This window comes from Stenotrophomonas sp. YJH_SMC_21 (genome assembly GCF_059369555.1).
This window is the reverse complement of record NZ_JCAFSU010000011.1, coordinates 1-25,385: the sequence shown is the minus strand read 5'-3', so window position 1 is coordinate 25,385 and position 25,385 is coordinate 1. Positions and strand designations below refer to the sequence as shown.

Below are 25,385 nucleotides of genomic sequence, written 5' to 3'. Positions count from 1 at the left end.
CTTCGCCGCCGGGCGCTCCTGCCCGGGCACGGAGGCCTCACGCGCATGCAGCCATCCCCCTGGACACCCACCGCCAACGGTACCCCGACCCAGGTCTTGTTGGTGGAGGACGACCGTCGCCTGGCCGAACTGGTCAGCGACTATCTCCACGAACATGGTTTCGCCGTGCAGCATGTGGCACGCGGTGACCTTGCCGGCGCGGCCTGCCGCCAGCATGCGCCCGAGCTGGTGGTACTGGACCTGATGCTGCCCGGCCTCGGCGGCATCGACGTGTGCCGGCAGATCCGCAGTTTCTCCGACGTGCCGATCCTGATGCTGACCGCCTGCGAAGACGACATCGAGCAGGTGCTGGGCCTGGAATCGGGCGCCGATGACTATGTGCACAAACCGATCGAGCCACGCCTGCTGCTGGCCCGCCTGCGCGCCCTGCTGCGCCGCCGCCATGGCAGCAGCAACACCGGTACACCCAGCCGTCTGATGCATGGCGAACTGCTGATCGACCGCATGCAGCGCGAAGTGCACCTGCACGGTCAACCGGTCGAGCTGGGCACCACGGAATTCGAGATCCTGTGGCTGCTGGCCAGCCAGCCGGGGCAGATCCTGTCGCGCGACCAGATCCTGCAGGCGGTGCGCGGCATCGGCTTTGACGGCCTGGACCGCAGTGTCGATGTCAGCATCGGCAAGCTGCGCCGCAAGCTCGGCGATGATGCGCGCGAACCGCGGCGGATCAAGACCGTGTGGGGCCGTGGCTACCAGTTCAATCCGTCGGCCTGGACGGCATGAAGCGGCTGTTCCTGTGGTTGTGGTTTATCACGGGTGCCTGCTTCCTGGTGTCGGTGTTCTTCCTCAACCACATCCTGGACGGCATCTACACGCCCGTGCAGGATCGCGTCTTCGTCCAGCAGGTGCGTGGTCAGGTGTACGCCCTGCGCAGTGGCCTGGCCGGCCTGGATGCCGACCAGCAGCGTGAGCGCCTGAAGCAGTGGCAGCCACACTACGGCATCGCCCTGACCCTGCTCGACAAACCTCCCGCACTCGACGCGCAGGAACAGGTGGCCGTGAAGGCCGATGGTTTCATCGTGCGCGATCAATACCAGCAGGTCCTGCTGCCCATCGAGGGCAGCGATGGCCGCTGGCTGCACCTGCGCCTGCCTGGCGCGGTGCAGATGACGACGTACATGACCATCGCCGCCTACCTCAGCATCCTGCTGCTGGTGGGCGCCAGCCTGTACGCGTGGGTGCGCCTGCTCTGGCGCGACCTGGAAGCGCTGCGCCGGCATGCCGACCGCATCGGTTCGGGCGATCTGCAGGCACGTGCGCAGGTCTCGCCACGCTCGCAGATCCGGGTCATCGTCGACCACTCCAACCGCATGGCGGCACGCGTGGCCGAACTGGTGCAGCGCCAGCGCGACCTGACCCATGCGATCTCGCACGAGCTGCGCACGCCGATCGCGCGCGTGGCCTTCGGCCTGGACCTGATGCAGGACAGCGATGACCGCGAACGCCGCGAACGGCTGGCGCGGGGCCTGCACGGTGACCTGGCCGAGCTCAACCGGCTGGTCAGCGAACTGCTGGCTTACGAACGGCTGGAGCATCCCAGCGAGGGCGAACCGATGCAACGCATCGAAGCCAACGACTGGCTGCAGGCCTGCCTGGCCGATGCGCGCCGTGATGCCGAACGTGCCGGCGTGATACTGCGCGTGCAGCCCAGCGCGTTGCCGCGGGTGGATGCCGAACCACGCCTGCTGCAGCTGGCACTCAGCAATCTGGTGGGCAATGCGCTGCGCCATGCGCGTTCGCAGGTGGAAGTCTCGCTGGTCGGTGTCAGCGGCCGCGCCTGCCTGCGTGTGGATGACGACGGTCCCGGCATTGCCGAAGCCGATCGCGAGAAGGTGATGCGCCCGTTCACCCGCCTGGACGACAGCCGCAGCCGCGATACCGGGGGCTTCGGCCTGGGCCTGGCCATCGTCAGCCGCATTGCCGTCCGCCACGGCGGCGAGCTTCGCATCAGCCGCGCCACGTTGGGCGGCGCGCGCATGGAAATGCACTGGCCGCTGGCTGCCAGCTGAACGCCCCTGGGCGCGATTACAGTTGATTACAACTCCCGCACAACTGCGGACGGATCGGTCGCCGGCGTATCGCCACGCTAGCGACCCTGCAGCACTCGCCGGATGCGCGTGCTGCCTTCCTCCCATTGTCGAGAGTTTCCATGTCCCAGCTTCGCCGTTCCCCCGCCCTGCTCTGCCTGGCCCTGTTGCCGCTGTTCGCCGCACCGATCGCCCACGCCAAGGATGACCACTGGACCTTCGAGGTCGCTGCCGGCGGTGGCGTGGCGCCGCGCTACAGCGGCAGCGAGGAGTATCGTGCGACACCGTCGTTGTCCTTTGATGTCACCTCGCCGGGTGGATGGTTTCTGGGCACCAGTGGCATTGGCTGGGGCACCTCCATCGGCGAGCACACCCGCGTGCGCGCGTATGTCGGCGCCAGCGGCATCCGCAAGGAAAAGGACTCGCTGCTCGGCGGTTCCGACTTCCTGCGCGGCATGGGTGATATCGATACCCGTCCCCTGGTCGGCATCTCGGCTGGTTATACGCTGGGCGAAGCCGTGCTGAGCGGCTCCTGGCAGTTCACCCGCAAGGACGAGGACAAGGCCGAGAACGGCCTGGCCACCCAGCAGATCCATCTGAACCTGAGCATACCGCTGTTCGACCTGGCCGGCGGCGTGGTCAGCGGCAGCGTGTCCACCGACTACGGCAACCGCGGCTACATGCAGACCTGGTACGGCGTCAGCCCGGAACAGGCGGCGCGTACCGGCTTTGCCGAGCACAAGCCAAAGGCCGGCCTGGTCAGTGCCGGTGTCGGTCTGAAGTGGAGCCACCGCGTGGGCCGCAACGGCAACTGGTACATCTCGGCCGAAGGCACGCGCCTGCTCGGTGATGCCGCCGACAGCCCGATCGTGCAGAAGGCGAACCAGTTCGGCTTGATGAGCGGCTATACGCACCGCTTCTGAGTGAGCGCCGGGCATTGCCCGGCCCACTTCGCAGGAAACGGGGCGCTACGGCCAGGCAGCGCCCCGTGTGAATCACGCTTTGGCGAACACCAGGCGGCCGCCGTCGTTTCCGACTTCGATGGTATCGCCGTTGACGAAAGCACCGGACAGGATCTGCTGCGCCAGCGGATTCTCCAGCTGCGACTGGATTGCACGCTTCAACGGGCGCGCGCCATAGACCGGATCGAAGCCGACGTTGCCGAGCAGGTCGAACGCCGCATCGGAGACCGCCAGCTTCAATCCGCGCTCGGCCAGCCGCTTCTCAAGCCCACGCATCTGGATGCGCGCGATCTGCTTGATCTGCTGCTTGTCCAGCGGGTGGAACACCACGATGTCGTCCAGGCGGTTGATGAACTCCGGACGGAAGTGCGCCTGTACCACGCCCATCACCGCCGCCTTCATCTGCGTGTAGGCCTCCGGACTGTCGTCGGCGCTCATGTCCTGGATCTGGTGCGAGCCCAGGTTCGAGGTCATCACGATGACGGTGTTGCGGAAGTCCACGGTGCGGCCCTGTCCATCGGTCAGGCGGCCATCGTCCAGCACCTGCAGCAGGATGTTGAACACATCCGGATGCGCCTTCTCCACTTCGTCCAGCAGGATCAGCGAGTACGGACGGCGACGCACGGCCTCGGTCAGGTAGCCACCTTCCTCGTAGCCCACGTAACCCGGAGGCGCGCCGATCAGACGGGCGACGCTGTGCTTCTCCATGAACTCGCTCATGTCGATGCGGATCATCGCGTCGGCGCTGTCGAACAGGAATTCGGCCAGCGACTTGCACAGCTCGGTCTTGCCGACACCGGTCGGGCCGAGGAACAGGAACGAGCCGGCCGGGCGATTCGGATCGGACAGGCCCGCACGCGAACGGCGCACGGCATCGGAGACGACCTTGATCGCTTCTTCCTGGCCGACCACGCGGTTGTGCAGCACCTCTTCCATGCGCAACAGCTTGTCGCGCTCGCCTTCGAGCATCTTGTTGACCGGGATGCCGGTCCAGCGCGATACGACTTCGGCGATCTCCTCGTCGGTCACGCGGTCCTGCACCAGCTTGAAGTCCTTGTGCTCGGCCTCCTGGGCCGCGGCCAGCTGCTTTTCCAGCTGCGGCAGCAGCCCGTACTGGATCTCGCTCATCTTGGCGAAATCCTGGCGGCGCTGCGCGGCCTCCAGCTCCAGCTTGGCCTGCTCGACCTGTTCCTTGATCTTGGTCGCGCCCTGCAGCGCGGCCTTCTCCGACTTCCAGATTTCATTGAGGTCGGAGAACTCGCGCTCCAGCCCGTCGATGTCGTTCTCCAGGTCGGCCAGGCGCTGCCGCGAGGCTTCGTCCTTCTCCTTCTTCAGCATCTCGCGCTGGATCTTCAGCTGGATCACCCGGCGCTCAAGGCGGTCCAGCTCTTCCGGCTTGGAGTCGATCTCCATGCGCAGTCGCGAGGCGGCTTCGTCCATCAGGTCGATGGCCTTGTCCGGCAGCTGGCGGTCGGTGATGTAGCGGTTGGACAACGTCGCAGCCGCGACGATGGCCGGATCGGTGATCTCCACGCCGTGGTGCACCGCGTACTTTTCCTTCAGGCCGCGCAGGATCGCGATGGTGTCCTCCACCGACGGCTCGCCCACGAACACCTTCTGGAAGCGACGCTCCAGCGCAGCATCCTTCTCGATGTACTTGCGGTATTCGTCCAGCGTGGTGGCGCCGATGCAGTGCAACTCGCCGCGTGCCAGCGCTGGCTTCAGCATGTTGCCGGCATCCATCGCGCCATCGGCCTTGCCGGCGCCGACCATGGTGTGCAGTTCGTCGATGAACAGGATGATCTGGCCTTCGTTCTTGGCCAGGTCGTTGAGCACGCCCTTCAGGCGCTCCTCGAATTCGCCGCGGAACTTGGCCCCGGCAATCAGCGCGCCCATGTCCAGCGACAGCACGCGCTTGCCGCGCAGGCCCTCGGGCACTTCGTCGTTGATGATGCGCTGGGCCAGTCCTTCCACGATCGCGGTCTTGCCCACGCCGGGTTCGCCGATCAGCACCGGGTTGTTCTTGGTCCGGCGCTGCAGCACCTGGATGGTGCGGCGGATTTCCTCGTCACGGCCGATCACCGGGTCGAGCTTGCCGCTCTCGGCACGCGCGGTCAGGTCGATGGTGTACTTCTCCAGCGCCTGGCGCTGTTCCTCGGCATTCTCCGACTGCACGTTCTCGCCGCCGCGCAGCTTGTCGATGGCCGCCTGCAGGCGGGTCTTGTCGGCACCGGCGGCGCGCAGCGCCATGCCCAGCGTGCCGCCGTCGTCCAGCGCCGCCAGCACGAACCACTCGCTGGCAATGAAGGCATCCCCGTGCTGCTGGGCCAGCTTGTCGGTCTGGTTCAGCAGGCGCCCCAAGTCGTTGCCCATCGAGACGTTGCCAGCCTGGCCGGACACCTTCGGCAGCGCATCCAGCGCCTCGGTCAGGCGCTCGCGCAGCACCGGCACGTTCACCCCGGCCTGGGCCAGCAGCGGACGCGTGCTGCCGCCCTGCTGGTCCAGCAGCGCGCTGAACAGGTGAACCGGTTCGATGATGCTGTTGTCGCGGCCCACGGCCAGCGACTGTGCGTCTGCCAGCGCCTGCTGGAAACGCGAGGTGAGCTTGTCCATCCGCATTGCGAATCCTCATCGGTCATCAGGGCCGGCCCGCGCCGGCGATGCTGGAAAGATGCGGTTGCCCCACCCGGTTTCAAGGGTGGCTGCGACTGCACCCCGAGGCCAGTCAGGCTTCGGCCAGCATGCCGGAACCGGTGTGGTCGGCGCGTTGATCCCGATCAGTTCCACGCGGTGAACGGGCTCAGCGAGTGATCGCGCTGCGGATCGCCCGCAGCTGCTGCTTGACCGCCCGCGCCTGGGCGGCATCCATCCGCAGCAGCGCCTTCTGCGCGATCGAGCGCGACTGCAGGGTGGGATCAACAAAGCGGTAGCGGCCGCGTTCATCGCGCTGTACCACTGGGGACTGGGCCAGTTCCGGGGTGTCCAGCAGGTGGTCGATCACCGCGACCAGGCGGTCGTTGAAGTACCCGTCGGGCCGGCCCAGGTCCACATAGGCCTGCTGGATCAGCGGATAGAAGCGCTTGTAGGCGGTGGCCGTTGCCGCCGGGTCGAGCGCGGTGAAGGCCTGCACGTAGGGCGCGTAGCGCGCCGCGTTGCTGGCGGCGATGCGTTCGCCGCCCTCGGCGGGTTCGACCTGCAGGCTGCCCGGCAGCGGCCGCGCGGCCAGCGCGGTCGGCGGCACGCTGGGCTTGTCCAGGTTGTCGAGCTGGGTAACCAGGCGCTGGATCAGGTGGTCGCGCAGCAGCAGGGTCAGTGGCCCCTCGCCCTGGAACAGCTGGCTCAATGCGCCCCAGGCCGCCGCATCGCTGTCGGCCAGCGTTGGCAGCGCCGGGTCGGCCGCGGCCTCGGTATCCAGCGGATGCCTGATCGGCGGTGGTGCCGGCGCGGGCTGCGCGGCCGCCTGCGGTTGTGGCGGCGCGCCGGTACTGGCGGGGGTTGATTGCACCGGCACCGAAACACCGTCTGCCAGGCGCTTCAGCTGATCGCAGAACAGCCAACCACCGGCACCACCGATCACCACCACGCCCAACACCCAGGGCCATACCGCCTTTCCACTCTGCATGCTGCAGCACCTCGTTCCATACGCATGGTGAAGGTGTGACCCCACCGATTGCAGCCGGTTCCCCGCCTGTTCCGCTGCCGTTCGGGTTGAGGCCTGCAGCAAGGCCGTGCTCACACTTGCTTTGCATGCAGCGCGCGAGGCTGTGAGCCTTGTTCTGTGGAGGCACTGCCATGCAGTACGCGCTGTATTACTGGACCGGCATCCAGGGCCGTGGCGAGTTCGTGCGGCTGGCGCTGGAGGATGCCGGTGTCGACTACATCGACATGGCGCGGGTGCACGGCGATGCGGTGATGCAGCCGTTTCTCGATGGCGGCAGTGAAGGTGCGCAGCCCTTCGCGCCGCCATTCCTGAAGGCGGGCCGCCAGGTCATTGCACAGGTCGCCGCGATCCTGGATTTCCTCGGCCCGACGCTGGACCTGGTGCCGCAGGCGGCCTCGCGGCGGGTGCAGGCACTGCAGTTGCAGCTGACCATCGCCGACCTGGTAGCCGAGGTGCACGACACCCACCATCCGATCGCCGCATCGAAGTACTACGAAGAGCAGAAGACCGAAGCCAAGGCACGGGCCGCCTCACTGCGCAGCGAACGGCTGCCGAAGTTCCTCGGCTACTTCGAGCAGGTGCTGGCCGCCAATGGTGGCCGCCACGCACTGCGCGAGCATTCCTATGTTGATCTGTCGCTGTTCCAGCTGCTGAGCGGACTGGACTACATGTTCCCGCGCCGCATGCAGGCACTGGCGCCGACCCTGCCCCTGCTGCGTGCGCTGCAGGAGCGGGTGGCAAAGCGGCCGAACATCGCCGCCTATCTGGCCTCGGAGCGGCGGTTGCCGTTCAACACCAACGGCATCTTCCGCCACTACCCGGAACTGGACGCCGAACGGTAGTGCCGGCCGCTGGCCGGCAGCTGCACGATCCGACCGAAGCCCATGAGGATGCCGGCCAGCGGCCGGCACTACCGTTGGGTCAGTTGTTTTCACCCAGCGGCTGCACCGGCTGCTTCTGCAGCGAAAGCAACCCCAGCAGCAACGCCAGTGCCACGTAGGCACCAGCGAACTGCCAGCTGATGATGCGCGCCAGGCCGTCCAGCTCCCACGGCAGGTAGATGCCACCACGCGGATCCACCGAGTGGATCAGGCCGAACAGGGTCAGCACCGCAGCCACCAGCAGGAAGCCGCAGGCACGGCGCAGGCGGCCATCGACCATCGCCGCCACCGCCGAAATCCACAGCATCGAGGTGATGATGAAGCCGTTGCCGAGGGTGAAGATCACCGCCAGCTCGGGCAGGCCATGGCCGTCGAGCTTGGTCAGCAGCTGCGGCAGCTGGTCCGGCGCGATCCAGCCGGGTGCCTTGATCGCCAGCAGGTACGCCACCGACGGCAGGAAACCGAACACCATCGCACCGGTGTGGTGACGCGGCGTGGCCTGGAAGGCCTGGGTGGTGATGTCGATGGCCACGTACACGATGATCGGTGCCAGCACCGCCAGCGGCAGCCACTGCACCAGCCCGGAGATGATGCCGAGCATGCCGCCGATGCCGACGAACAGGCCGGTCAGCAGCGTATAGCCGCTGCGCGCCCCCATGTGCTTGTACGCCGGCTGGCCGATGTACGGCGTGGTCTGCGCCACGCCGCCACAGACGCCTGCCACCAGCGTGGCCACCGCTTCCACCAGCAGGATGTCGCGGGTGCGGTAGTCGTCGCCGGCTGCGCGCGCGCTTTCAGACACGTTGATGCCGCCGACCACCATCAGCAGGCCGAACGGCAGCAGCAGCGGCAGGTAGGTCATCGCGGTGGGCAGGCCGTCGAGGAAGCCCAGTGTCGGCAGCGGCAGCACCACCTGCGGCGGCACCCACTCCGGTACATGGAAGCCGGGTGCGCCCAGCCCGGCCAGGCCGAGGCCGTAATACAGCACGGTGCCGAACACGAAGGCCAGCAGCACGCCCGGGCCACGCACCGGCAGCTTGCCCTTGGCGATCAGCACGTACAGCAGCAAACCGAGCGTGGTGAAGCCGACCAGCGGCGAGCGCAGCGTTTCCAGCAGCGGCAGCAGGCCCATCAGCACCAGCGCGATGCCGGCGATGGAACCCAGCAGCGCGGCTCGCGGCAGCGCGCGGGTGACCGCTTCGCCGAAGAACGACAGCACGAACTTGAGCACGCCGATGATGACCAGCGCGGCCATGCCCAGCTGCCAGGTGGCGATGCCCGCAGCGTGCGGGTCCATGCCCTGCTGCTTGAACGCGAGGAAGGCCGGGCCGAGCACCAGCAGCGCCATGCCGATGCTGGTCGGTGCATCCAGACCGAGCGGCATGGCGGTGACATCGTCTCGGCCGGTACGCGCGGCCAGCCGGCGCGCCATCAGGGTGTACAGCAGGTTGCCGACCAGCACGCCGAAGGCGGTGCCGGGGAACATGCGGCCGAACACCACGTCGGCGGGAAACTGGAAGATCCCGACCAGGGCCATGGCGATGAAGCCGAGGATGGAGAGGTTGTCGACGACCAGGCCGAAGAAGCCGTTGAAGTCGCCGGCGACGAACCAGCGACGCGGTGCGGCGGAAGCGGGAGCGGACATGGAAGGGGCGGTGGGGGTGGGGACCGCCGATGGTAGGCCCAGCGGGGCCAGCGCGCCAATTCCGTGGTGGAATGATGGGTTCCAGCCAACGGCGGGGCCCCTCGTGGCTGGGTTGGTCGCGGACAGCGGACCTCAGGGGGTGGGCCGGGCGGGTAGGCTGCGCAGGGGGGCGCTGCAAGTACGTCCCTGTAAGCTCGGTCGCCGCATCCATGCGGCTCACGCCCCTGCGCAGCCTACCCGCCCGGCCCCTGACAGTTTCGTGCGCGTGCCAGCCACGGAAGAGAATCAAAAGATCAAAAGCAAAGGCAGGCGCTCGTTGTAGCGCCGAGCCCCTGCTCGGCCGCTGTACGCGAAGCCTCTGAGCCGAGCATGGCCAGGCTCTACAGAAGATCATTCCGATCATTCATTCGTTCATCCACGCATGGCGTGGATCTACCGTGTCGACCAAGGTCGACACCCATCAGGCACCGGCCATGCCATTCCGACAGATCGCAGAAATCTGTCGAAGGCGGGGTGGGTCCGGTTGCGGGGGTGTCCGCGGCACGGATGCCGCGGCCAAGCCCCCAGGGACGGGTTTACGGCGTCCCCCGCAACCGGACCCACCCTGCCATCCCACGGAATGCCCGCTGTTGCTGTTGCTTCGGTTGTTGCTGTTGCTTCGGTTGTTGCTGTTGCTTCGGTTGTTGCTGTTGCTTCGGCTGTTGCATTGGCCTCTGCGGGTGCAGGGCGCAGCCCTGCATCGACCACCCCCTCACTTCTTCAGGAAGTTGTCCACCAGCAGATGCTTCACGTCGTCGAAGCGGCCGTTCAACACCGCCTTGGCTGCATACAGCGCGGTACCGGCCACCTGCTTGGCCTCGATCTGCGGCGGCATCACCAGCTCGGCGCGACTGGTATGCACGTCCAGCAGCGCCGGGCCACGCTGCGACAGGAAATCCTGCACCGCTTCTTCCAGATCCTCGCTGCGCGTCACCGTGCGGCCGTGGAAACCGATCACTTCGGCAAGGCGGCCAAAATCCGGGTTCTTCAGGTCGGTGTAGTTGTCCAGCAGGCCTTCCACCTTCTGCTCCAGCTCGACGAAGTTCAGCGAGCCATTGTTGAACACCACCACCTTGATCGGCAGGTTCTCCTGCACGGCCGTCAGCAGGTCGCCCAGCAGCATCGCCAGGCCGCCATCGCCGGACAGCGAAATCACCTGCCGGCCGGGGAACGCCTTCTGCAGGCCCAGTGCCTGCGGCATTGCATTGGCCATCGTGCCGTGCAGCAGGCTGGTCAGCGTGCGGCGGCGACCGTTGACGCGGATATGCCGCAGCACCCAGACCATCGGCGAGCCGCCGTCAGCGGTGAACAGCGCATCGTCGCTGGCGTACTTCGACAGCAGCGCGGTCAGATGCTGCGGGTGGATAAGCTCGCCCTCGCCCGGCTGTTCTTCCTGCTCGCGCTTCTTCAGCGCCTTGTCGCGACGTTCGATACATTCGTCCAGGAAACTGCCGTCCTCGCGCGGCGGCAACATCGGCAGCAAGGCATCCAGCGTCGGTGCAATGTCACCGACCACGCCGAGGTTCACCGGATGGCGGCGGCCGAGATGGCTGCCATCGCGGTCGACCTGGATGATCGTGGCCTTGTCCGGGTAGAACTGGCCCCAGGCGAAGTCGGCGCCGAGCAGCAGCAGCGTGTCGCACTCCATCAGCGTGTGGAAGCCGGATTCGATGCCGAAGATGCCGGTCATGCCCATGTTGTACGGGTTGTCCGGCTCAACGAAATCCTTGGCGCGCGAGGTGTGCGCGATCGGTGCCTGCAGGCGCCGGGCCAGTTCCAGCAGCTGTGCGTGCGCACCCTGGCAACCGGCGCCGGCGTAGATGCCGATGCGCTTGCCCTGCCCCAGCAACTCGGCGATGCGCTGCAGCTCAGCATCCGACGGGCGCAGCACCGGCTGGGTGTAATGCACCGAGAACGGCACATCGTGCTTCACTTCGGCCTGGCTGATATCGGCGGGCAGGATCACCACCGCCACGCCACGGCGGCTGATCGCGGCCTGGCAGGCCAGGGTGACCACGCGACGCGCCTGCTCGGCGCTGTGCACCTGCTCGCAGAACACCGAACAACTGGCGTACACCGCCTTGAAGTCCACTTCCTGTGGGAATTCCATGCCCAGCTCGCTGGTCACCACCTGGCTGGCGATCAGCACCATCGGCGCGCGGTTGCGGTTGCTCTCGAACACGCCATTGATGAAATGCAGGCTGCCGGGGCCGCAGGAGCCGGCGCAGGCGGTCAGTTCGCCGCTCACCAGCGAATCGGCGCCTGCGGCAAAGGCTGCTACTTCCTCATGCCGCACATGCACCCATGCGATCTCGCTGCCATGCATCGCATCGGTCACATGGTTGAGCGTATCGCCCACGATGCCGTAGCAACGGCGGACACCGGCCTGCTGCAGGGCGTCCACCACGATTTCGGCCACGCGCTTGCTCATCGGATACATCCTCGAACGGGGGAACATCCGAGGCTAGACCCGATGAAGTGATGCCTCTGCAAAAAAGGGACGGAGGGAATCAAGTCGTATGTGCCGCAAACGACTTAATTCCCTCCGTCCCCTTTTTCTTCAATCGTTGACGTTGATCCAGCCTTCCACCGCGCCCTGCTTCGGGTTGCGGTAGCGCAGCTTCACCCAGCCGTCCTGTTCATCCAGCAGTTCCACGCGATCCCCCTGCACCAGGTAACGTTTGGTGCTGGACGCGCCGGGCCGGTCGAACAGGAACAGGCGCGCGGGTACCACGGTCGCCTGCTGCCCCTGCAACGGCCCATCCGGCGGTGCGCCCAGGCCATCGGCGATGGCACTTTCCAGCACACGGCCGGCCGGATCATACGTGCGCCAGACCGCCAACGGGCCCTGCTCGTCGGTCTGTTCCCACTGCAGCGCGGCGTTCAAGGTATCGCCCAGCATCAGCACGCTCTCAGAGCGGTACAGATGGAGCTTCGCGCCTGCAAACCGGTACTGGTCGGTGTACCACATCGGGCCACTGCGGCAGCTGCTGGTCAGGGTTCGAGTGGCAGCATCCACGCTCAACCCCATCAGGTCACCGCAACTGTCCTTGCCGTGGGTGTCGGCCTGCAACGCGCGGAACCCCGCACTGGCCGGATCGAACCGGTACACCGCCACTGCTTCGTTGACCATGCCCACCGGGGCGCGTGCGACCAATTCCGGGTAGCCATCGAAATCGACATCTTCGAGCGCCCATCGCGAACTGCCATCGGCATCCGCCGCGCCCTCAAGCGTCTGGCGCTTGCCCGACGGTGACAGCTGCACGGCGATGCTGCCGTCCTGCTGCGGATCGGCATGCGCCTGCACATGCGCGGCCACCTGGAACCGCAGCGTTTCGCCGTCGTCGCCACTTGCCTGCGCCGACGGTGCCAGCACTCCCGCCAGCACCAGGCCCAGCACGCATTCCCTGTAATTCATCATTGCTCCCTGCGACACCGCGGCGGCACCTTCAACTCAGAACGATACCTCGACCGGCTGCCGCGACCACAGCACCGATTGATGCTTGGTCTGCTGCTTCCACGCCAGGCGGATCGCTTCGATGTCGGCGCGGCGCTGCTGGGTGTCCTCGTGCAGCACCACCAGCACCTTGGTGCGCAGGCGGTTGGGCGAGGCATCACCGCGGAACAGCCATTGGCCATAGGCATCGAACACGGTCAGGCCATCCGGGAAGCGCGGAGTGACTTCCTTGTCCAGGAAGGTGCGCCACTGCGCCTCGCTGATGGTATCGGCCTGCGGGCGGTTGCCGGCGCCCTGCTCCTCGCCCACGCCGAAGTACAGCTCGCTGCGCACCCAGCCGTGGCCGGCGGACGGGCGTGCAGCATCGCCCTTCAGTTCGGCGGTAGTGGCCGTGGCATAGGCGCTGGGCGCCTGCGAGGACAGGCTGGCGCAGCCACTGGTGGCCAGCAGCACGGCGAAGACGAGGCCAAGGTGTTTCATCGGTACAGCTCCGGGGAAGGGGGACAAGGCGAGCCGGCAGCGTACAGCGCCACCGGCCCGGCGTGCTGATGCCAGCAGGGCATCAACTCATGCCTGACCGGCAGGGGCTTGCATCGGCACCGGTCATCACGCGAAGATAATATATCGCTTCATCCGGATGGATGTAAGTGAAACCATCTCCCCCTTCCCCGTCGTCGTTGTTGCTGGAGCCCCCATGTCCGTCCGCCTGCCCGCGTCGCCGCTCGGCCTCGCCATCGCCCTCGCGCTTTCCTCCGCCGCCGTCCCGGCCCTGGCCCAGGACGCCACCAACCTGGACACGGTGATCGTCACCGGCACCCGTGCCGCCGACCGCACCGTGCTCGAATCCACCTCGCCGGTGGATGTGCTCACCGCCGAGGACATCCGCAAGGCCGGCGTGGTCAACGGCGAGCTGGGCAGCGCGCTGCAGGCGCTGTTGCCGTCGTTCAACTTCCCGCGCCAGTCCAACTCCGGTGGCGCCGACCATGTGCGCGCCGCACAGTTGCGCGGCCTGTCGCCGGACCAGGTGCTGGTGCTGGTCAATGGCAAGCGCCGCCACCACACCGCGCTGGTCAACACCGACAGCAAGATCGGCAAGGGCACCACCCCGGTTGATTTCAATTCGATCCCGGTCAGCGCGATCAAGCGCATCGAAGTACTGCGTGATGGCGCTGGTGCGCTGTATGGCTCGGATGCGGTGGCCGGCGTGATCAACGTGATCCTCGACAACGGCGGCGACGGTGGCGAGATCGAGGCCAGCTACGGCGCCAACCACACCGACCTCAAGCCGATCGGGCGCACCCTTACCGACGGCCAGACCGGCAATATCAGCGCCAAGGTCGGCACCTCGCTGGGCGAGGACGGCGGCTTCCTGCGCGTCGGCCTGGAATACAAGCACCGCAACGGCACCAACCGCGCCGGCTTCGACCAGATTCCGCCGTGGGACCAGACCCCGGGCAACCTGGCGCTGCAGGGCAAGCGCAACTACGTGCTGGGCGATGGCAAGAGCAAGGACATCAACCTGTGGCTGAACACCGAGATCCCGGTGGGACAGACCTCGACGTTCTACGCGTTCGGTACCTTCAACCAGCGTGACACCGAAGGCGCCAACTACTTCCGCTATCCCGATGGCGAGGCCAACTGGAAGCAAGTCTATCCGAACGGGTACCGGCCGATCTCCGAGGGCGAGAACCGCGACGTGCAGGCCGTGGCCGGTGTACGCGGGCAGTGGGGCGAATGGAGCTACGACGGCAGCCTGGATTACGGCCAGAACGACTTCACCTACCGCCTGCGTGATTCGCTCAACGCCTCGCTGGGCCCGACCAGCCCGACCCGCTTCAAGACCGCCGATTACGAATACGCGCAGACCGTGGGCAACCTCGACCTGAGCCGCGTGTTCACCCAGAGCGACAGCATCAGCCACACGCTCGGCCTGGGCGTGGAAGCACGCCACGAGCGCTACCAGACCCGTCCCGGCGACCCGGCCAGCTATGCGGCCGGCCCGTACACCGACCGCCCGACCGGTTCGCAGGCCGGTGGCGGCTTGACCCCGCAGGACGCGGCCACCCTGTCGCGCGACGTCGCCAGCGCCTACGCCAGCCTGTCCAGTCAGTTCGGCGAGAAGTTCTCCACCGATCTGGCCGCGCGCTACGAGCACAACGACGACTTCGGCGGTGAACTGACCGGCAAGCTCGGCCTGCGCTATGAATTCACCCCGGCGTTCGCGCTGCGCGGTGCCATCTCCAACAACTTCCGAGCGCCGTCGCTGGCACAGATCGGCTACGAATCCACCTCCACCGGCTACAACGCTGGCGGCCAGCTGGTGCAGGGCCGCCTGTTGTCGGTCAACAACCCGATCGCGCGTGGCCTCGGTGCGCAGAACCTGAAGCCGGAGAAGTCGATCAATACCTCGCTGGGCTTCACCAGCAAAATTGGCGAGCACTTCGACCTGTCACTGGACTTCTTCCAGATCGACATCGACGATCGCATCGCGCTGTCGGAGAGCATCACCGGCGATGCGCTGACCGACTACGTGGCCGCCAACTACGGCGTCAGCGGCCTGCAGAGCGCCAGCTTCTTCGTCAACGCCGCCGATACCCGCACCCGCGGCGCCGAGCTGGTGAGCAACTGGCGCCAGTCGCTGGGCGACGGCCAGCTGCTGCTGACCGGCACCTATGCGTACACCAAGACCACGCTGAAGAACGTGCTGGCCACCCCGGCCCAGCTGCGCGCGCTGAACCCGGACTACGTGCTGTTCGGCATCGAAGAGACCAACACGCTTACCGATGCCACGCCGCGTACGCGCGGCAGTTTCTCGGCCGCATGGAGCAACGACCACTGGTCGCTGAGCACCCGCGTGAACCGCTACGGCAGCGCCACCCGCGTGTTCAACTTCGGTGACGGCTACATCCCGCGCCAGACCTACCAGGCCGAGTGGCAGCTGGATGCGGAGGTCGAATACCGCATCACTCCGCGCTGGAGCGTGGCCATCGGCGGCCAGAACCTGACCGACAACTACCCGGATCGATCCAACAGCGATATCCACTACTTCGGCAACCTGCCGTATGACGTGCTATCGCCGATCGGCAGCAACGGCGCGTACTACTACGGCCGCGTCCGCTATACGTTCTGATCGCATTGGGTAGGTGCGGACCGTTGGTCCGCACGACACGGCAGTGCCGGCCGCTGGCCGGCAACTTCGTGATCCGGGTGCGGATCTGCTTTGGGTGGGTGCGGACCGTTGGTCCGCACTGCTGCCGTGCCGACCAACGGTCGGCACCCACCGAAGCAGGGCCGTAGCCTGCCCTCGACCCCGCGTACACGCCCACGCTGGCAAGCTGGGCGTCATGGCTGAACCGCTCCCCCTGCGTCCGCCACCGCCATTGCTGGACGACGCCTGTGCGTTGTTCCTCGATGTCGATGGCACCCTGATCGAATTCGCTGCACGCCCGGATGCCGTGCAGCTGCTGCCGGATGTGCGTGAAGCCATCGGCCGCATCAGCGACCGCCTGGAAGGTGCCGTGGCACTGGTCAGTGGTCGCCCGCTTGAACAGCTGGATCAACTGTTCGCCCCCCTGCAACTACCCGCCGCCGGCCTGCACGGCCATGAGCTGCGTGGCGAAGACGGTCGTGTGCTGCGCGACGAACACGACGACGACACCGCCGAATGGCTGCACGCGCTGCACCAGCAGGCGATGCGCTTCGCCCATGGGCATCCTGGCGTGCTGGTGGAAGACAAGGGCGTCGGCCTGGCCTTGCACTGGCGCGGTGCGCCGCGCGCCGCCAGCGATGTCCGCGCGTTCGCTGACCGCCACGTGCGTGGCCGCACCAGCTACCGCCTGCAGCCTGGCGACCATGTGGTCGAGTTCGTGCCTGTCGGCACCGACAAGGGCCGTGCCGTGCGCCGGATGATGCAGTACCTGCCCTTCCGCGGCCGCCTGCCGGTGTTCCTCGGTGATGACCTCACCGACGAATTCGGCTTCGATGCCGCCAACGGCCAGCATGGCTGGAGCGTGCTGGTGGGTGAACGTGAACCCAGTGCGGCCGTGTTCGCGCTGCCCGACATACGCAGCGTGCACGCCTGGCTGCGTGAGAATGCCTATTGACCCGGCCAACCCCCACGGCCGCAACCGAGATGTACCGCGTGATGACCCAACCCGATCTTGATCTGGGCGTGGTCGGCAACGGCAGCTTCGGCGCCCTGGTCGACAAACATGCCCGCGTTGTCTGGAGCTGCCTGCCCACCTTCGACGGCGACCCGACCTTCTGCGCCCTGCTCGGCCCCAACCAGCAGACCGGCGGCGACTTCGCCATCGAGCTGGAGGACTTCGCGAGCAGCGAGCAGGAATACCTCACCAACACTGCGATCCTGCGCACCGTGCTGCGTGACACGCAGGGCGGCGCATTGGAAATCCTCGATTTCGCCCCGCGCTGGCGCCAGAACGACCGCTTCTACCGGCCGGTCAGCCTGATCCGCCAGGTGCGTCCGCTGGCCGGCAGCCCGCGCATCACCGTGCGTGCGCGCCCGCTGGCCGACTGGGGCGCACGCGTGCCAGAGTCCACCTGGGGCAGCAACCATGTGCGCTGGATCCTGCCCGAGCACGTGCTGCGGCTGACCACCGATGTGCCGGTGCGCTTCGTGCGCGATGGCCTGCCGTTCGTGCTCAACCATCCCATCCACCTGATCCTGGGCGTGGATGAGTCGCTCAACCGCTCGATCAGCGGCTATGTGCAGGAAGCCTTCCAGCGCACCCGCGACTACTGGCGCGAATGGGTGCGCTACCTGTCCATCCCGCTGGAATGGCAGGACGCGGTGATCCGCAGCGCGATCACGTTGAAGCTGTGCCAGTACGAGGACAGCGGCGCGATCATCGCGGCGATGACCACTTCCATTCCGGAAGCACCCGGCAGCGTGCGCAACTGGGACTACCGCTACTGCTGGCTGCGCGACGCGGCCTTCGTGGTGCGGGCGCTGAACCGTCTCGGCGCAACGCGCACGATGGAACAGTTCCTCGGCTACATCTTCAACCTGGCCACCACCGACGGCACGCTGCAGCCGCTGTATGGCATCGGCTTCGAGGCCAAGCTGGACGAGGACGAGGTACCCAGCCTGTCCGGTTATCGCGGCATGGGCCCGGTACGGCGCGGCAACCTGGCCTGGGTGCAGCGCCAGCACGATGTCTACGGCAGCGTGGTACTGGCCTCCACGCAGCTGTTCTTCGACCGGCGCCTGCAGGACCCGGGTGATGCGCACACCTTCGCCCGCCTGGAACCCCTGGGCGAACAGGCCTTCGCCCTGCACGACGTACCCGATGCCGGCCTGTGGGAATTCCGCGGCCGCACCGAAGTGCACACCTACACCAGCGCGATGTGCTGGGCTGCCTGCGACCGCCTGTGCAAGATCGCCGTGCGCCTGAAGCGCGATGACCGCGCGCATTACTGGCGCGAGCGCGCCGACACCATCCACGCGCGCATCATGGCCGAATCCTGGAACGAGGAGCTGGGCCACTTCACCGACACCTTCGGCGGCCATCGGCTGGACGCCTCGCTGCTGCTGCTGGCCGATATCGGTTTCATCGACGCGCTGGACGCCCGCTTCATCGCCACCGTCGATGCCATCGGCCGCGACCTCAAGCATGGCAATTCGCTGTACCGCTATGTCGCGCCGGATGACTTCGGTGAGCCGGAAACCAGCTTCACCATCTGCACCTTCTGGTACATCGACGCGCTGGCCGCGATCGGGCGCATGGATGAAGCACGTGAGATGTTCGAGCTGCTGCTGAAGCAGCGCAACCACCTGGGCCTGCTGTCGGAGGATCTGGCCTTCGACAGCGGCGAGGCCTGGGGCAATTTCCCGCAGACCTATTCGCACGTCGGCCTGATCACCGCCGCAATGCGCCTGTCGCGGTCCTGGCAGGAGGCATCGTGAGTCGTCTGGTCGTGGTTTCAAACCGTGTGGCCGTGCCCGGCGAGAACCGCGCCGGCGGCCTGGCTGTCGGCCTGCTGGCTGCCCTGAAGGAACGCGGTGGCCTGTGGTTCGGCTGGAGTGGCAAGACGGTGAAGGAAGGCAGCGGCACGCTGCACCGGCAGAAAGACGGTGACATCGACTACGTCACCATGGATCTGAGCAAGCGCGAGGTCGATGGCTACTACAACGGCTTCGCCAACCGCACCTTGTGGCCGCTGCTGCACTTCCGCCTGGATCTGGTCGACTACGACCGCGGCACCCGCGAGACTTACCACAAGGTCAACGCGCTGTTCGCCGACAAGCTCGCGCCACTGCTGCGCGAGGACGACATCGTCTGGATCCACGACTACCACCTGATCCCGCTCGGTGCGCTGTTGCGCGAGCGCGGCATCGGTTGTCGCATAGGCTTCTTCCTGCATATCCCGATGCCGTCTGCCGACCTGCTGCAGGCGATGCCCGACCACCTGCGGCTGTTCTCCGCGCTGTACGCCTACGACCTGGTCGGCTTCCAGACCCAGCGCGACGCTGATCGCTTCCAGACCTACCTGCGCCTGTTCGGCGGCGGCCGCGTGCTCGACAACGGCGAGCTGGAAGCACCGGGCGGGCGCCGCTTCCGTGCCGCCGCCTTCCCGATCGGCATCGACACCGAGCTGATCGCACGCCAGGCCGGCACCGCGGCCACCAAGGCCGCCGTGAAGAACCTGCGCGCCAGCCTGCGCGATCGCCAGCTGGCGATCGGCGTGGATCGCCTGGACTATTCCAAGGGCCTGCCCGAACGCTTCCTTGGCTTCGAGCGCTATCTTGAGCGCCACCCCGACCAGCGCGGCTCGCTGACCTACCTGCAGATCGCCCCGGTCTCGCGCGGCGATGTCACCGAGTACCGGCAGCTGCGCAGCCAGCTGGAACAGATCGCCGGCCACATCAACGGTGGCCACGCCGAACCTGACTGGACGCCGCTGCGCTACGTCAACCAGAACTTCACCCATGCCACCCTCACCGGCTTCTACCGGGCGGCGGCGGTCGGCCTGGTCACGCCGTTGCGCGATGGCATGAACCTGGTGGCCAAGGAATACGTGGCGTCGCAGGACCCCGAAGATCCCGGCGTGCTGGTGTTGTCGCTGCTGGCCGGCGCTGCCGACGAACTCAAGCAGGCATTGCTGGTGAACCCGCATGATCTGGACGGCGTGGCTGACGCCATCGCCACGGCAGCAACGATGTCACTGAGCAGGCGCAAGGAACGCTGGCACGCGATGATGGATCACCTGCGCACCTACGACATCAATCACTGGCGCCGCAGCTATCTGGACGCGCTGGAAGGCTGAGGAAAAAAGGGGACGGAGGGGATCAAGGCATTTGTGCACAAACGCCTTGATCCCCTCCGTCCCCTTTTTCATTCAATCCAGGAATCGCGCTGCCTGCTCCGGTGCGGGCAGATGACAGGCGTCGTGCCGCCCGAACCAGCGGTAGCGGTTGCGCGCCAGCGCGCGGTACGCGGCATCACGCCAGCCACGCGGCACTGTCCGCAACACGCCGATCAGGCGCCAGGCGCTGCCCAGCCCCGTCAGCACGCGCAGGATCGCATCGGTATCGGTCCAGGCGCCCTGCGCGTCCAGCAGCAGGAACGACATCGGGTCCTGCCGGTCCAGCCCGTGCGCGCGCAACATCGCGCTGCCCTGCTGCCCCTGCATCGCCGCAAAGCGGTAGCGCCCCGCGCGGTCGAAGCGCAGCAGGAAGCGCACCCAGCGGTTGCACAGCGCGCATACGCCATCGAATACGATCACCGCGCTACCCGCCTCGGCGGCGGCCTCACCGCGGTTCGAGCCAACCTTCATAGCGGATCAGGGCTCCCGCCCAGGGCAGCGTCACATCGACCAGGAAAGTGTAACGCTCGCCCTGCCAGGCTTCGCGGCAACGTACGCCACCAAACCAGCGCCTGGGCAGCGGCAGCAACCCGAACGCCCAGACCCGGCGCACCGACCAGTCGATGCCACCCTCGCGGGCCTGCAGATCAAACTCGAAGCGCACCGCGCCCAACTGCTCGCGCAGGCAGCCCTCGTGCGCCCATAGCCGCGACACCATCGGCCAGCGGCCAAAACGCCGCGCCCACTGCTCGCCCTGCCCGTGTGCACTGAACGCCACTTCGGTCGGCAACGCTCCACCGTCCCTCGGCAGCCGCGCCAACGCGGCCAACAGCGGCACCAGCCAGTGCCGCCCCCTCACGATACGCGCCTGCCCCACGTAGCGGCAGGGCAACGGCGCGGCATGCAACGCCTGCACCGGCGCGGCCAGGGTGGCGAAGGCCGGCCCCAGCACGCGCGCGAACAGCGGCAAGGTCAGGGCGCGATCCAGGCCAGCGTCGCCATGCGCCCGGTGCGACGGTCGCGCCGGTGCGAATACAGGTCCGGATCGGCCATGGTCGACACCGTGCCGCCATGGACCTGCGCCGGGTCCATGCCCGCCGCCTGCAACCGCTGCCGCGCCAGCGCGAACAGGTCCACCTTCCAATGGCCTGCGCGGGTGGCCACGAACGCCGCCTCGGCGGCCGGATCATGGCCGACGAAGGCGTGGTAGACCTCCTCGCCGATCTCGTAGTCGGCCGGTCCGGCGGCCGGGCCCAGCCAAGCCCGCAGCTGCGCCGGCGGCGTCTGCATGGCGGCCACGGTGGCCTCCAGCATGCCATCGGCCAAGCCACGCCAGCCTGCGTGGGCCGCGCCCACCTCACTGCCATCGGCGGCGGCAAACACCACCGGCAGGCAGTCGGCAGTCAGGATCGCCAGCACCACGCCCGGCACCGAAGTCACTGCGGCATCGGCCACCGGCTCGCTTGCGCCGGGCACCGGCGGCGCGGTGAAGCGCAGCACGGTGCTGCTGTGCACCTGGCGCAGCCAGTGCGGTGTCGAGGGCAGCCCCAGCCCCTGCTGCAGCAGCTGGCGGTTGTGCTCTACGTTGGCTGGGGTATCACCGTCGGCCGCGTGCCGGTTGCCCAGGTTGAACTGCGCGAACGGCGCCGGCGAAATGCCCGCACCGTGCCGACGCGTGGTCAACGCATGGACGCCCGGCGGCGCCGGCCAGTCCGCCTGCAGCACGGGCAGCGCGGCGGCCATCACCAGCGGTCCCGCTCGCGCGCGGCGAAGGCCTCGCTGTCTTCGCGCAGCACCTTCATCAGGTGCAGCATGTCCTCCGGCACCGGCGCGGTGTTGCGCACCAGCTCACCGGTGATCGGGTGCGTGAACTCCAGGGTCTCGGCGTGCAGGGCCTGGCGCTTGAAGCCACGCAGCGCGGCCACCAGCTCATCGCTGGCCCCCTTGGGCAGCTTCAGCGCGCCGCCGTACAGCGGGTCACCGATGATCGGATGGCGCACATGCGCCATGTGCACGCGGATCTGGTGGGTACGGCCGGTTTCCAGGCGGCACTCCAGCGCGGTGTGCGCACGGAAGCGCTCGCGCAGGCGGTAGTGGGTGATCGCTTCCTTGCCGTCCTCGCGCACCGCCATCTTCAGGCGGTCGCGCGGGTGGCGGTCGATCGGGGCATCGGCGGTACCGCCGGCCACCAGCGCACCCATCACGATGGCCAAGTACTGGCGGTGCACGTCGCGTGCGGCCAGCTGCTCGACCAGCGCGGTCTGCGCTTCCAGGGTCTTGGCCACCACCATCACGCCACTGGTGTCCTTGTCCAGACGGTGCACGATGCCCGCGCGCGGCAGCACCGCCACCGACGGGTCGCGGAACAGCAGGGCGTTGACCAGGGTGCCGCTGTGGTTGCCCGCGCCCGGGTGCACCACCAGGCCGACCGGCTTGTTGATCACCAGCAGGTGCTCGTCCTCGAACAGCACGTCCAGCGGGATGTCCTCCGGCTGGGCGTCGGTCTGGGTTTCCAGCACCACGTTGAGGGTCACCACCTCGCCACCGCGCAGCGGATCGCGCGGGCGCACCTGGGCGCCGTCCAGCAGGACCTCCCCGGCCTTGATCCACTCGGTCAGGCGCGAACGCGAGTATTCGGGGAACAGTTCGGCCACCACGGCGTCGAAACGGCGGCCGGCAGCGGTGTCGGGGACGATGGCCTGGCGGGCCGATTCAGAGGGTTGTTCAGACATGGCAGGGGGCATTCTTTGAAATTTTGGGGTCCCGGCGGCCGGTTTCAGTCGCTGGACAGGACACTAGGCTATCATCGACCCTTCGTATTCCAGCCGCGTCCCGCCTTGACCTCATGATCCGACGCTCCTCCATGCTCTCCGCGCCCGTCCGCCTCACCGCCCTGCTGCTGGTGCTGGTCATCGCCGCCACCGGCTGCCACCGTGGCGCCAAGAAGGGCGATCGCCCCGATGAAGGGACGCCGGTCGAACAGTTGTACGAGAAGAGCCACAAGCTGATGCAGGGTGGCAACTGGAGCGGGGCTGAAACCAGCTTCCGCCGCCTCGTGGCCCAATATCCGTACGGCCCGTATACCGAACAGGCGATGATCGAAACCGCCTACGCACAGTACAAGGCCGGCAAGCACGACGATGCGGTGTCCAGCATCGACCGCTTCATCCGTACCTACCCGACCCATCGCAACATCGCGTACCTGTACTACCTGCGCGGCCTGGCCAACTCCAACCGCAGTACGGTTTTCCTGCGCCGCGTATGGTCGCTGGATGCCAGCCGCCGCGATCTGTCCACGCCGCACCAGGCGTATTCGGACTTCAACATCGTGGTCGACCGTTACCCGAACAGCCGCTACGCCGCCGATGCGCGCCAGCGCATGCTGGAGCTGCGTGACGTGTTCGCCCAGCATGAGCTGGACAACGCCCTGTACTACCTGCGCCGCGGCGCCTGGGTCTCGGCCGCCGGCCGCGCCAACTACCTGCTGGAAACCTATCCGCAGAGCGCGTTCCAGTACGATGCCGTCGCCGTCCTGGCCGATTCCTACACCCACCTGGGCAACAAGACCCTGGCCGACGACGCCCGCCGCGTCCTGCAGCTGAACCAGCCGGACCACCCGTGGCTGGAAGGCAAGTGGCCGAAGTACCCGTGGATGATCCGCAAGCTGAACCCGTTCGCTGGCGAAAAGTCCGCCAGCACCGGCCAGCGCAACGCGCGACTGGAAAAGAAGTAAAAGAAGGCCCCGAAAGGGGCCTTTTCTTTGTCGGCAGATCCACGCCATGCGTGGAGGGTTCGTGCGCCCATGGACCACGACACTAGGAATTCTACGAATCCCCGGCGGATGCGACGCCGGTCTCAATCGGCGTAGGCGAGGCCCTCCACACTGCGGCGCAACGGCCATCCCGGCCGTGAAGGAGCGCCCATGACCCCACCACCCCGTCGTTTCCGCCCCCTCGCCTGCCTCCTCGCCACTGCCCTGCTGGCGCTGTCCTCGGGCCCCATGGCGGCTGCCCCACCCGCACCGGGCGATCTGCTGTCTGCTGCCCCCTATCGCGCGTCATGGGTGCCATCCAAGGCCGCGCAGGCCTACAAGCTGCACTACCGCACCCCGGATCATCGCGGCCAGCTGGCCGAAGGCACCGGCCTGCTGTACCTGCCCGCCGGCCAGCCGCCTGCAGGCGGCTGGCCGGTGGTGTCCTGGGCACATGGCACCCAGGGCATCGCGGATCGCTGTGCGCCCTCGGTGTCCGGCCCCTACCAACCCGAACGCGACGGCCGCTTCCTCGATCAGTTCCTGGCACAGGGCTATGCGGTGGTTGCTGCGGACTACCAGGGCCTCGGCAGTCCAGGTGACCATGCCTATCTGCATGTGCGCACTGCCGCGCGCAATGCCATCGACCTCGTCAAAGCCAGCCGCCAGTATCTGGGCACCGCAACGCTGTCGCCGCGCTGGGTCTCGGTCGGCCATTCGCAGGGTGGTGCCGCCGCGCTCACTGCCGGGCATCTGGCACCCACCTATGCTGGCCCGTCGCTGCACTACCGCGGCAGCTTCACCACCGGCACGCCCACCGCCGTCGAGCTGACCGCACTGGTGATGAAGCCGGACAACCGCACCGCCAATCCTGGCGCGCTCAACGCGTATCACGCGTATCTGCTCGACGGTCTGCTGCAGGTTGCGCCGCAGATCGACCGCGTCCTCAGCGACACCGGCCGCACCCGCGTGGCAGTGGCACGCGAGCAGTGCCTGGGCGAACTGGCCACCACGCTGGACGGCGCGGATACCGGCAGCATGTTCACCGCACCGCTGACCAGCGTGCCGGGCATCTGGGCCGTGCTGTACGACTATCTCGGCGTACCGCGCCGCGGTTTCAGCCAACCGCTGATGCTGGGCCACGGCAGCGAGGACCGCGACGTCCCCTATCTGACCACCCTGCTGTATGCCGCAGGCCTGGCGCTGCGCGGCGAGCCGGTAGCGTTCCGGCGCTACCCGGTCGACCATCGCGGCACGCTGGACGCGGCGGCGGCGGATGGCCTGGCGTTTGTGCGTGCACGGCTGGGGGACGGCCACTTCAACGACGCTGCGGAAACCGCCGACCTCGAACAGCTGCTCGACGACGCCCGGTAGATCCACGCCATGCGTGGATAGGCGGGATACGGGTTGCCGGCCAGCGGCCGGCACTACCGGAGGCAGTAGCAACTGTCTTGTCAGGGGCAGCCGAGGGCCACCTCGGCGTCTCGCTTACGGGCGTTGAGGATCACCAGCATTTTGCGCATGACCGCCACGAGCGCCACCTTGCTCGCTTTGCCCTTGGCCTTCAGGCCAGCGT

Annotated in this window: 20 protein-coding genes and 1 pseudogene; 10 read left to right on the top strand and 11 right to left on the bottom strand. The window is 67.3% G+C overall.

From position 1 onward, the window contains the following. The first annotated feature begins 45 nt into the window (after nucleotides 1-45). The 3 genes from AC5P67_RS14415 (at nucleotide 46) to AC5P67_RS14405 (ending at nucleotide 3,010) form a co-directional block, all read left to right on the top strand. Entirely contained in the window at nucleotides 46-783 is a 738-nt protein-coding gene (locus tag AC5P67_RS14415) for a winged helix-turn-helix domain-containing protein (protein ID WP_005414287.1), read from the top strand. After that, nucleotides 780-2,069 (top strand): ATP-binding protein, encoded by a 1,290-nt coding sequence (locus AC5P67_RS14410; RefSeq protein WP_049395425.1) that lies wholly within the window; start codon nucleotides 780-782, stop codon nucleotides 2,067-2,069. The genes AC5P67_RS14415 and AC5P67_RS14410 overlap by 4 nt, the downstream gene beginning before the upstream one ends. A gap of 140 nt (nucleotides 2,070-2,209) precedes the next feature. After that, the gene (locus tag AC5P67_RS14405; RefSeq protein ID WP_099527680.1) at nucleotides 2,210-3,010 is read left to right on the top strand and encodes a MipA/OmpV family protein; all 801 of its coding nucleotides are present in this window, start codon (nucleotides 2,210-2,212) and stop codon (nucleotides 3,008-3,010) included. Between the two features lie 72 nt (nucleotides 3,011-3,082). On the opposite strand, the gene clpB is transcribed toward AC5P67_RS14405, so the two are convergent. Then, nucleotides 3,083-5,668: an ATP-dependent chaperone ClpB gene (gene clpB / locus AC5P67_RS14400; protein WP_012481080.1), complete on the bottom strand. Its 2,586-nt coding sequence runs from the start codon at nucleotides 5,666-5,668 to the stop codon at nucleotides 3,083-3,085. Between the two features lie 181 nt (nucleotides 5,669-5,849). Then, entirely contained in the window at nucleotides 5,850-6,671 is an 822-nt protein-coding gene (locus AC5P67_RS14395; RefSeq protein WP_480984712.1) for a DUF3014 domain-containing protein, read from the bottom strand. 170 nt (nucleotides 6,672-6,841) lie between these two features. On the opposite strand from AC5P67_RS14395, the gene AC5P67_RS14390 reads away from it, so the two are divergent. Then, nucleotides 6,842-7,552, top strand: a complete 711-nt coding sequence (locus AC5P67_RS14390; protein ID WP_099524750.1) for a glutathione S-transferase — start codon at nucleotides 6,842-6,844, stop codon at nucleotides 7,550-7,552. A gap of 79 nt (nucleotides 7,553-7,631) precedes the next feature. Here AC5P67_RS14390 and AC5P67_RS14385 read toward each other — a convergent pair whose 3' ends face one another. The 4 genes from AC5P67_RS14385 to AC5P67_RS14370 form a co-directional block, all read right to left on the bottom strand. After that, the gene (locus AC5P67_RS14385; protein WP_495214815.1) at nucleotides 7,632-9,236 is read right to left on the bottom strand and encodes a SulP family inorganic anion transporter; all 1,605 of its coding nucleotides are present in this window, start codon (nucleotides 9,234-9,236) and stop codon (nucleotides 7,632-7,634) included. Nucleotides 9,237-9,987: 751 nt separating this feature from the next. Further along, entirely contained in the window at nucleotides 9,988-11,706 is a 1,719-nt protein-coding gene (locus tag AC5P67_RS14380; protein ID WP_180882626.1) for a thiamine pyrophosphate-dependent enzyme, read from the bottom strand. A gap of 129 nt (nucleotides 11,707-11,835) precedes the next feature. Beyond that, nucleotides 11,836-12,693, bottom strand: coding sequence for an SH3 domain-containing protein (locus tag AC5P67_RS14375; RefSeq protein WP_044571436.1), 858 nt, complete (start codon nucleotides 12,691-12,693; stop codon nucleotides 11,836-11,838). A gap of 36 nt (nucleotides 12,694-12,729) precedes the next feature. Further along, on the bottom strand, nucleotides 12,730-13,212 hold the full coding sequence (locus AC5P67_RS14370) for a DUF3574 domain-containing protein (RefSeq protein ID WP_012481085.1): 483 nt from the start codon (nucleotides 13,210-13,212) through the stop codon (nucleotides 12,730-12,732). Nucleotides 13,213-13,426: 214 nt separating this feature from the next. On the opposite strand from AC5P67_RS14370, the gene AC5P67_RS14365 reads away from it, so the two are divergent. The 4 genes from AC5P67_RS14365 (at nucleotide 13,427) to otsA (ending at nucleotide 20,019) form a co-directional block, all read left to right on the top strand. Then, on the top strand, nucleotides 13,427-15,862 hold the full coding sequence (locus AC5P67_RS14365) for a TonB-dependent receptor plug domain-containing protein (RefSeq protein ID WP_012481086.1): 2,436 nt from the start codon (nucleotides 13,427-13,429) through the stop codon (nucleotides 15,860-15,862). A 214-nt stretch (nucleotides 15,863-16,076) separates the two neighbouring features. Next, on the top strand, nucleotides 16,077-16,835 hold the full coding sequence (gene otsB, locus AC5P67_RS14360; RefSeq protein ID WP_012481087.1) for a trehalose-phosphatase: 759 nt from the start codon (nucleotides 16,077-16,079) through the stop codon (nucleotides 16,833-16,835). 41 nt (nucleotides 16,836-16,876) lie between these two features. Next, nucleotides 16,877-18,658: a glycoside hydrolase family 15 protein gene (locus AC5P67_RS14355; RefSeq protein ID WP_005410784.1), complete on the top strand. Its 1,782-nt coding sequence runs from the start codon at nucleotides 16,877-16,879 to the stop codon at nucleotides 18,656-18,658. Beyond that, the gene (gene otsA, locus AC5P67_RS14350; protein ID WP_005410785.1) at nucleotides 18,655-20,019 is read left to right on the top strand and encodes an alpha,alpha-trehalose-phosphate synthase (UDP-forming); all 1,365 of its coding nucleotides are present in this window, start codon (nucleotides 18,655-18,657) and stop codon (nucleotides 20,017-20,019) included. Before AC5P67_RS14355 ends, otsA begins: the two co-directional genes overlap by 4 nt. Nucleotides 20,020-20,091: 72 nt before the next feature. Here otsA and AC5P67_RS14345 read toward each other — a convergent pair whose 3' ends face one another. From AC5P67_RS14345 to rluD, 4 genes are read right to left on the bottom strand one after another with little or no spacing between them, the layout of a single operon-like run. Further along, nucleotides 20,092-20,529, bottom strand: coding sequence for a thiol-disulfide oxidoreductase DCC family protein (locus AC5P67_RS14345; protein WP_329750955.1), 438 nt, complete (start codon nucleotides 20,527-20,529; stop codon nucleotides 20,092-20,094). Next, the gene (locus AC5P67_RS14340; RefSeq protein ID WP_329750956.1) at nucleotides 20,504-21,028 is read right to left on the bottom strand and encodes a DUF4166 domain-containing protein; all 525 of its coding nucleotides are present in this window, start codon (nucleotides 21,026-21,028) and stop codon (nucleotides 20,504-20,506) included. The genes AC5P67_RS14345 and AC5P67_RS14340 overlap by 26 nt, the downstream gene beginning before the upstream one ends. A 2-nt stretch (nucleotides 21,029-21,030) precedes the next feature. Next, a complete protein-coding gene (gene pgeF / locus AC5P67_RS14335; RefSeq protein WP_049395382.1) occupies nucleotides 21,031-21,801 on the bottom strand; it encodes a peptidoglycan editing factor PgeF in 771 nt (256 codons plus the stop codon). After that, a complete protein-coding gene (rluD, locus tag AC5P67_RS14330) occupies nucleotides 21,801-22,790 on the bottom strand; it encodes a 23S rRNA pseudouridine(1911/1915/1917) synthase RluD (protein ID WP_005410789.1) in 990 nt (329 codons plus the stop codon). The genes pgeF and rluD overlap by 1 nt, the downstream gene beginning before the upstream one ends. 113 nt (nucleotides 22,791-22,903) lie before the next feature. Between rluD and AC5P67_RS14325 the strand changes: the two genes are divergently transcribed. Both AC5P67_RS14325 and AC5P67_RS14320 read left to right on the top strand, forming a co-directional pair. Beyond that, nucleotides 22,904-23,791 carry an outer membrane protein assembly factor BamD gene (locus AC5P67_RS14325; RefSeq protein WP_032966965.1) on the top strand — a complete coding sequence of 296 codons (888 nt, stop codon included), beginning with the start codon at nucleotides 22,904-22,906 and terminating at the stop codon, nucleotides 23,789-23,791. A gap of 189 nt (nucleotides 23,792-23,980) precedes the next feature. After that, nucleotides 23,981-25,183: a lipase family protein gene (locus AC5P67_RS14320; RefSeq protein WP_495214813.1), complete on the top strand. Its 1,203-nt coding sequence runs from the start codon at nucleotides 23,981-23,983 to the stop codon at nucleotides 25,181-25,183. A gap of 80 nt (nucleotides 25,184-25,263) precedes the next feature. Here AC5P67_RS14320 and AC5P67_RS14315 read toward each other — a convergent pair. Further along, nucleotides 25,264-25,385 (bottom strand): annotated as a pseudogene (locus tag AC5P67_RS14315) (IS110 family transposase); the annotation flags it as partial.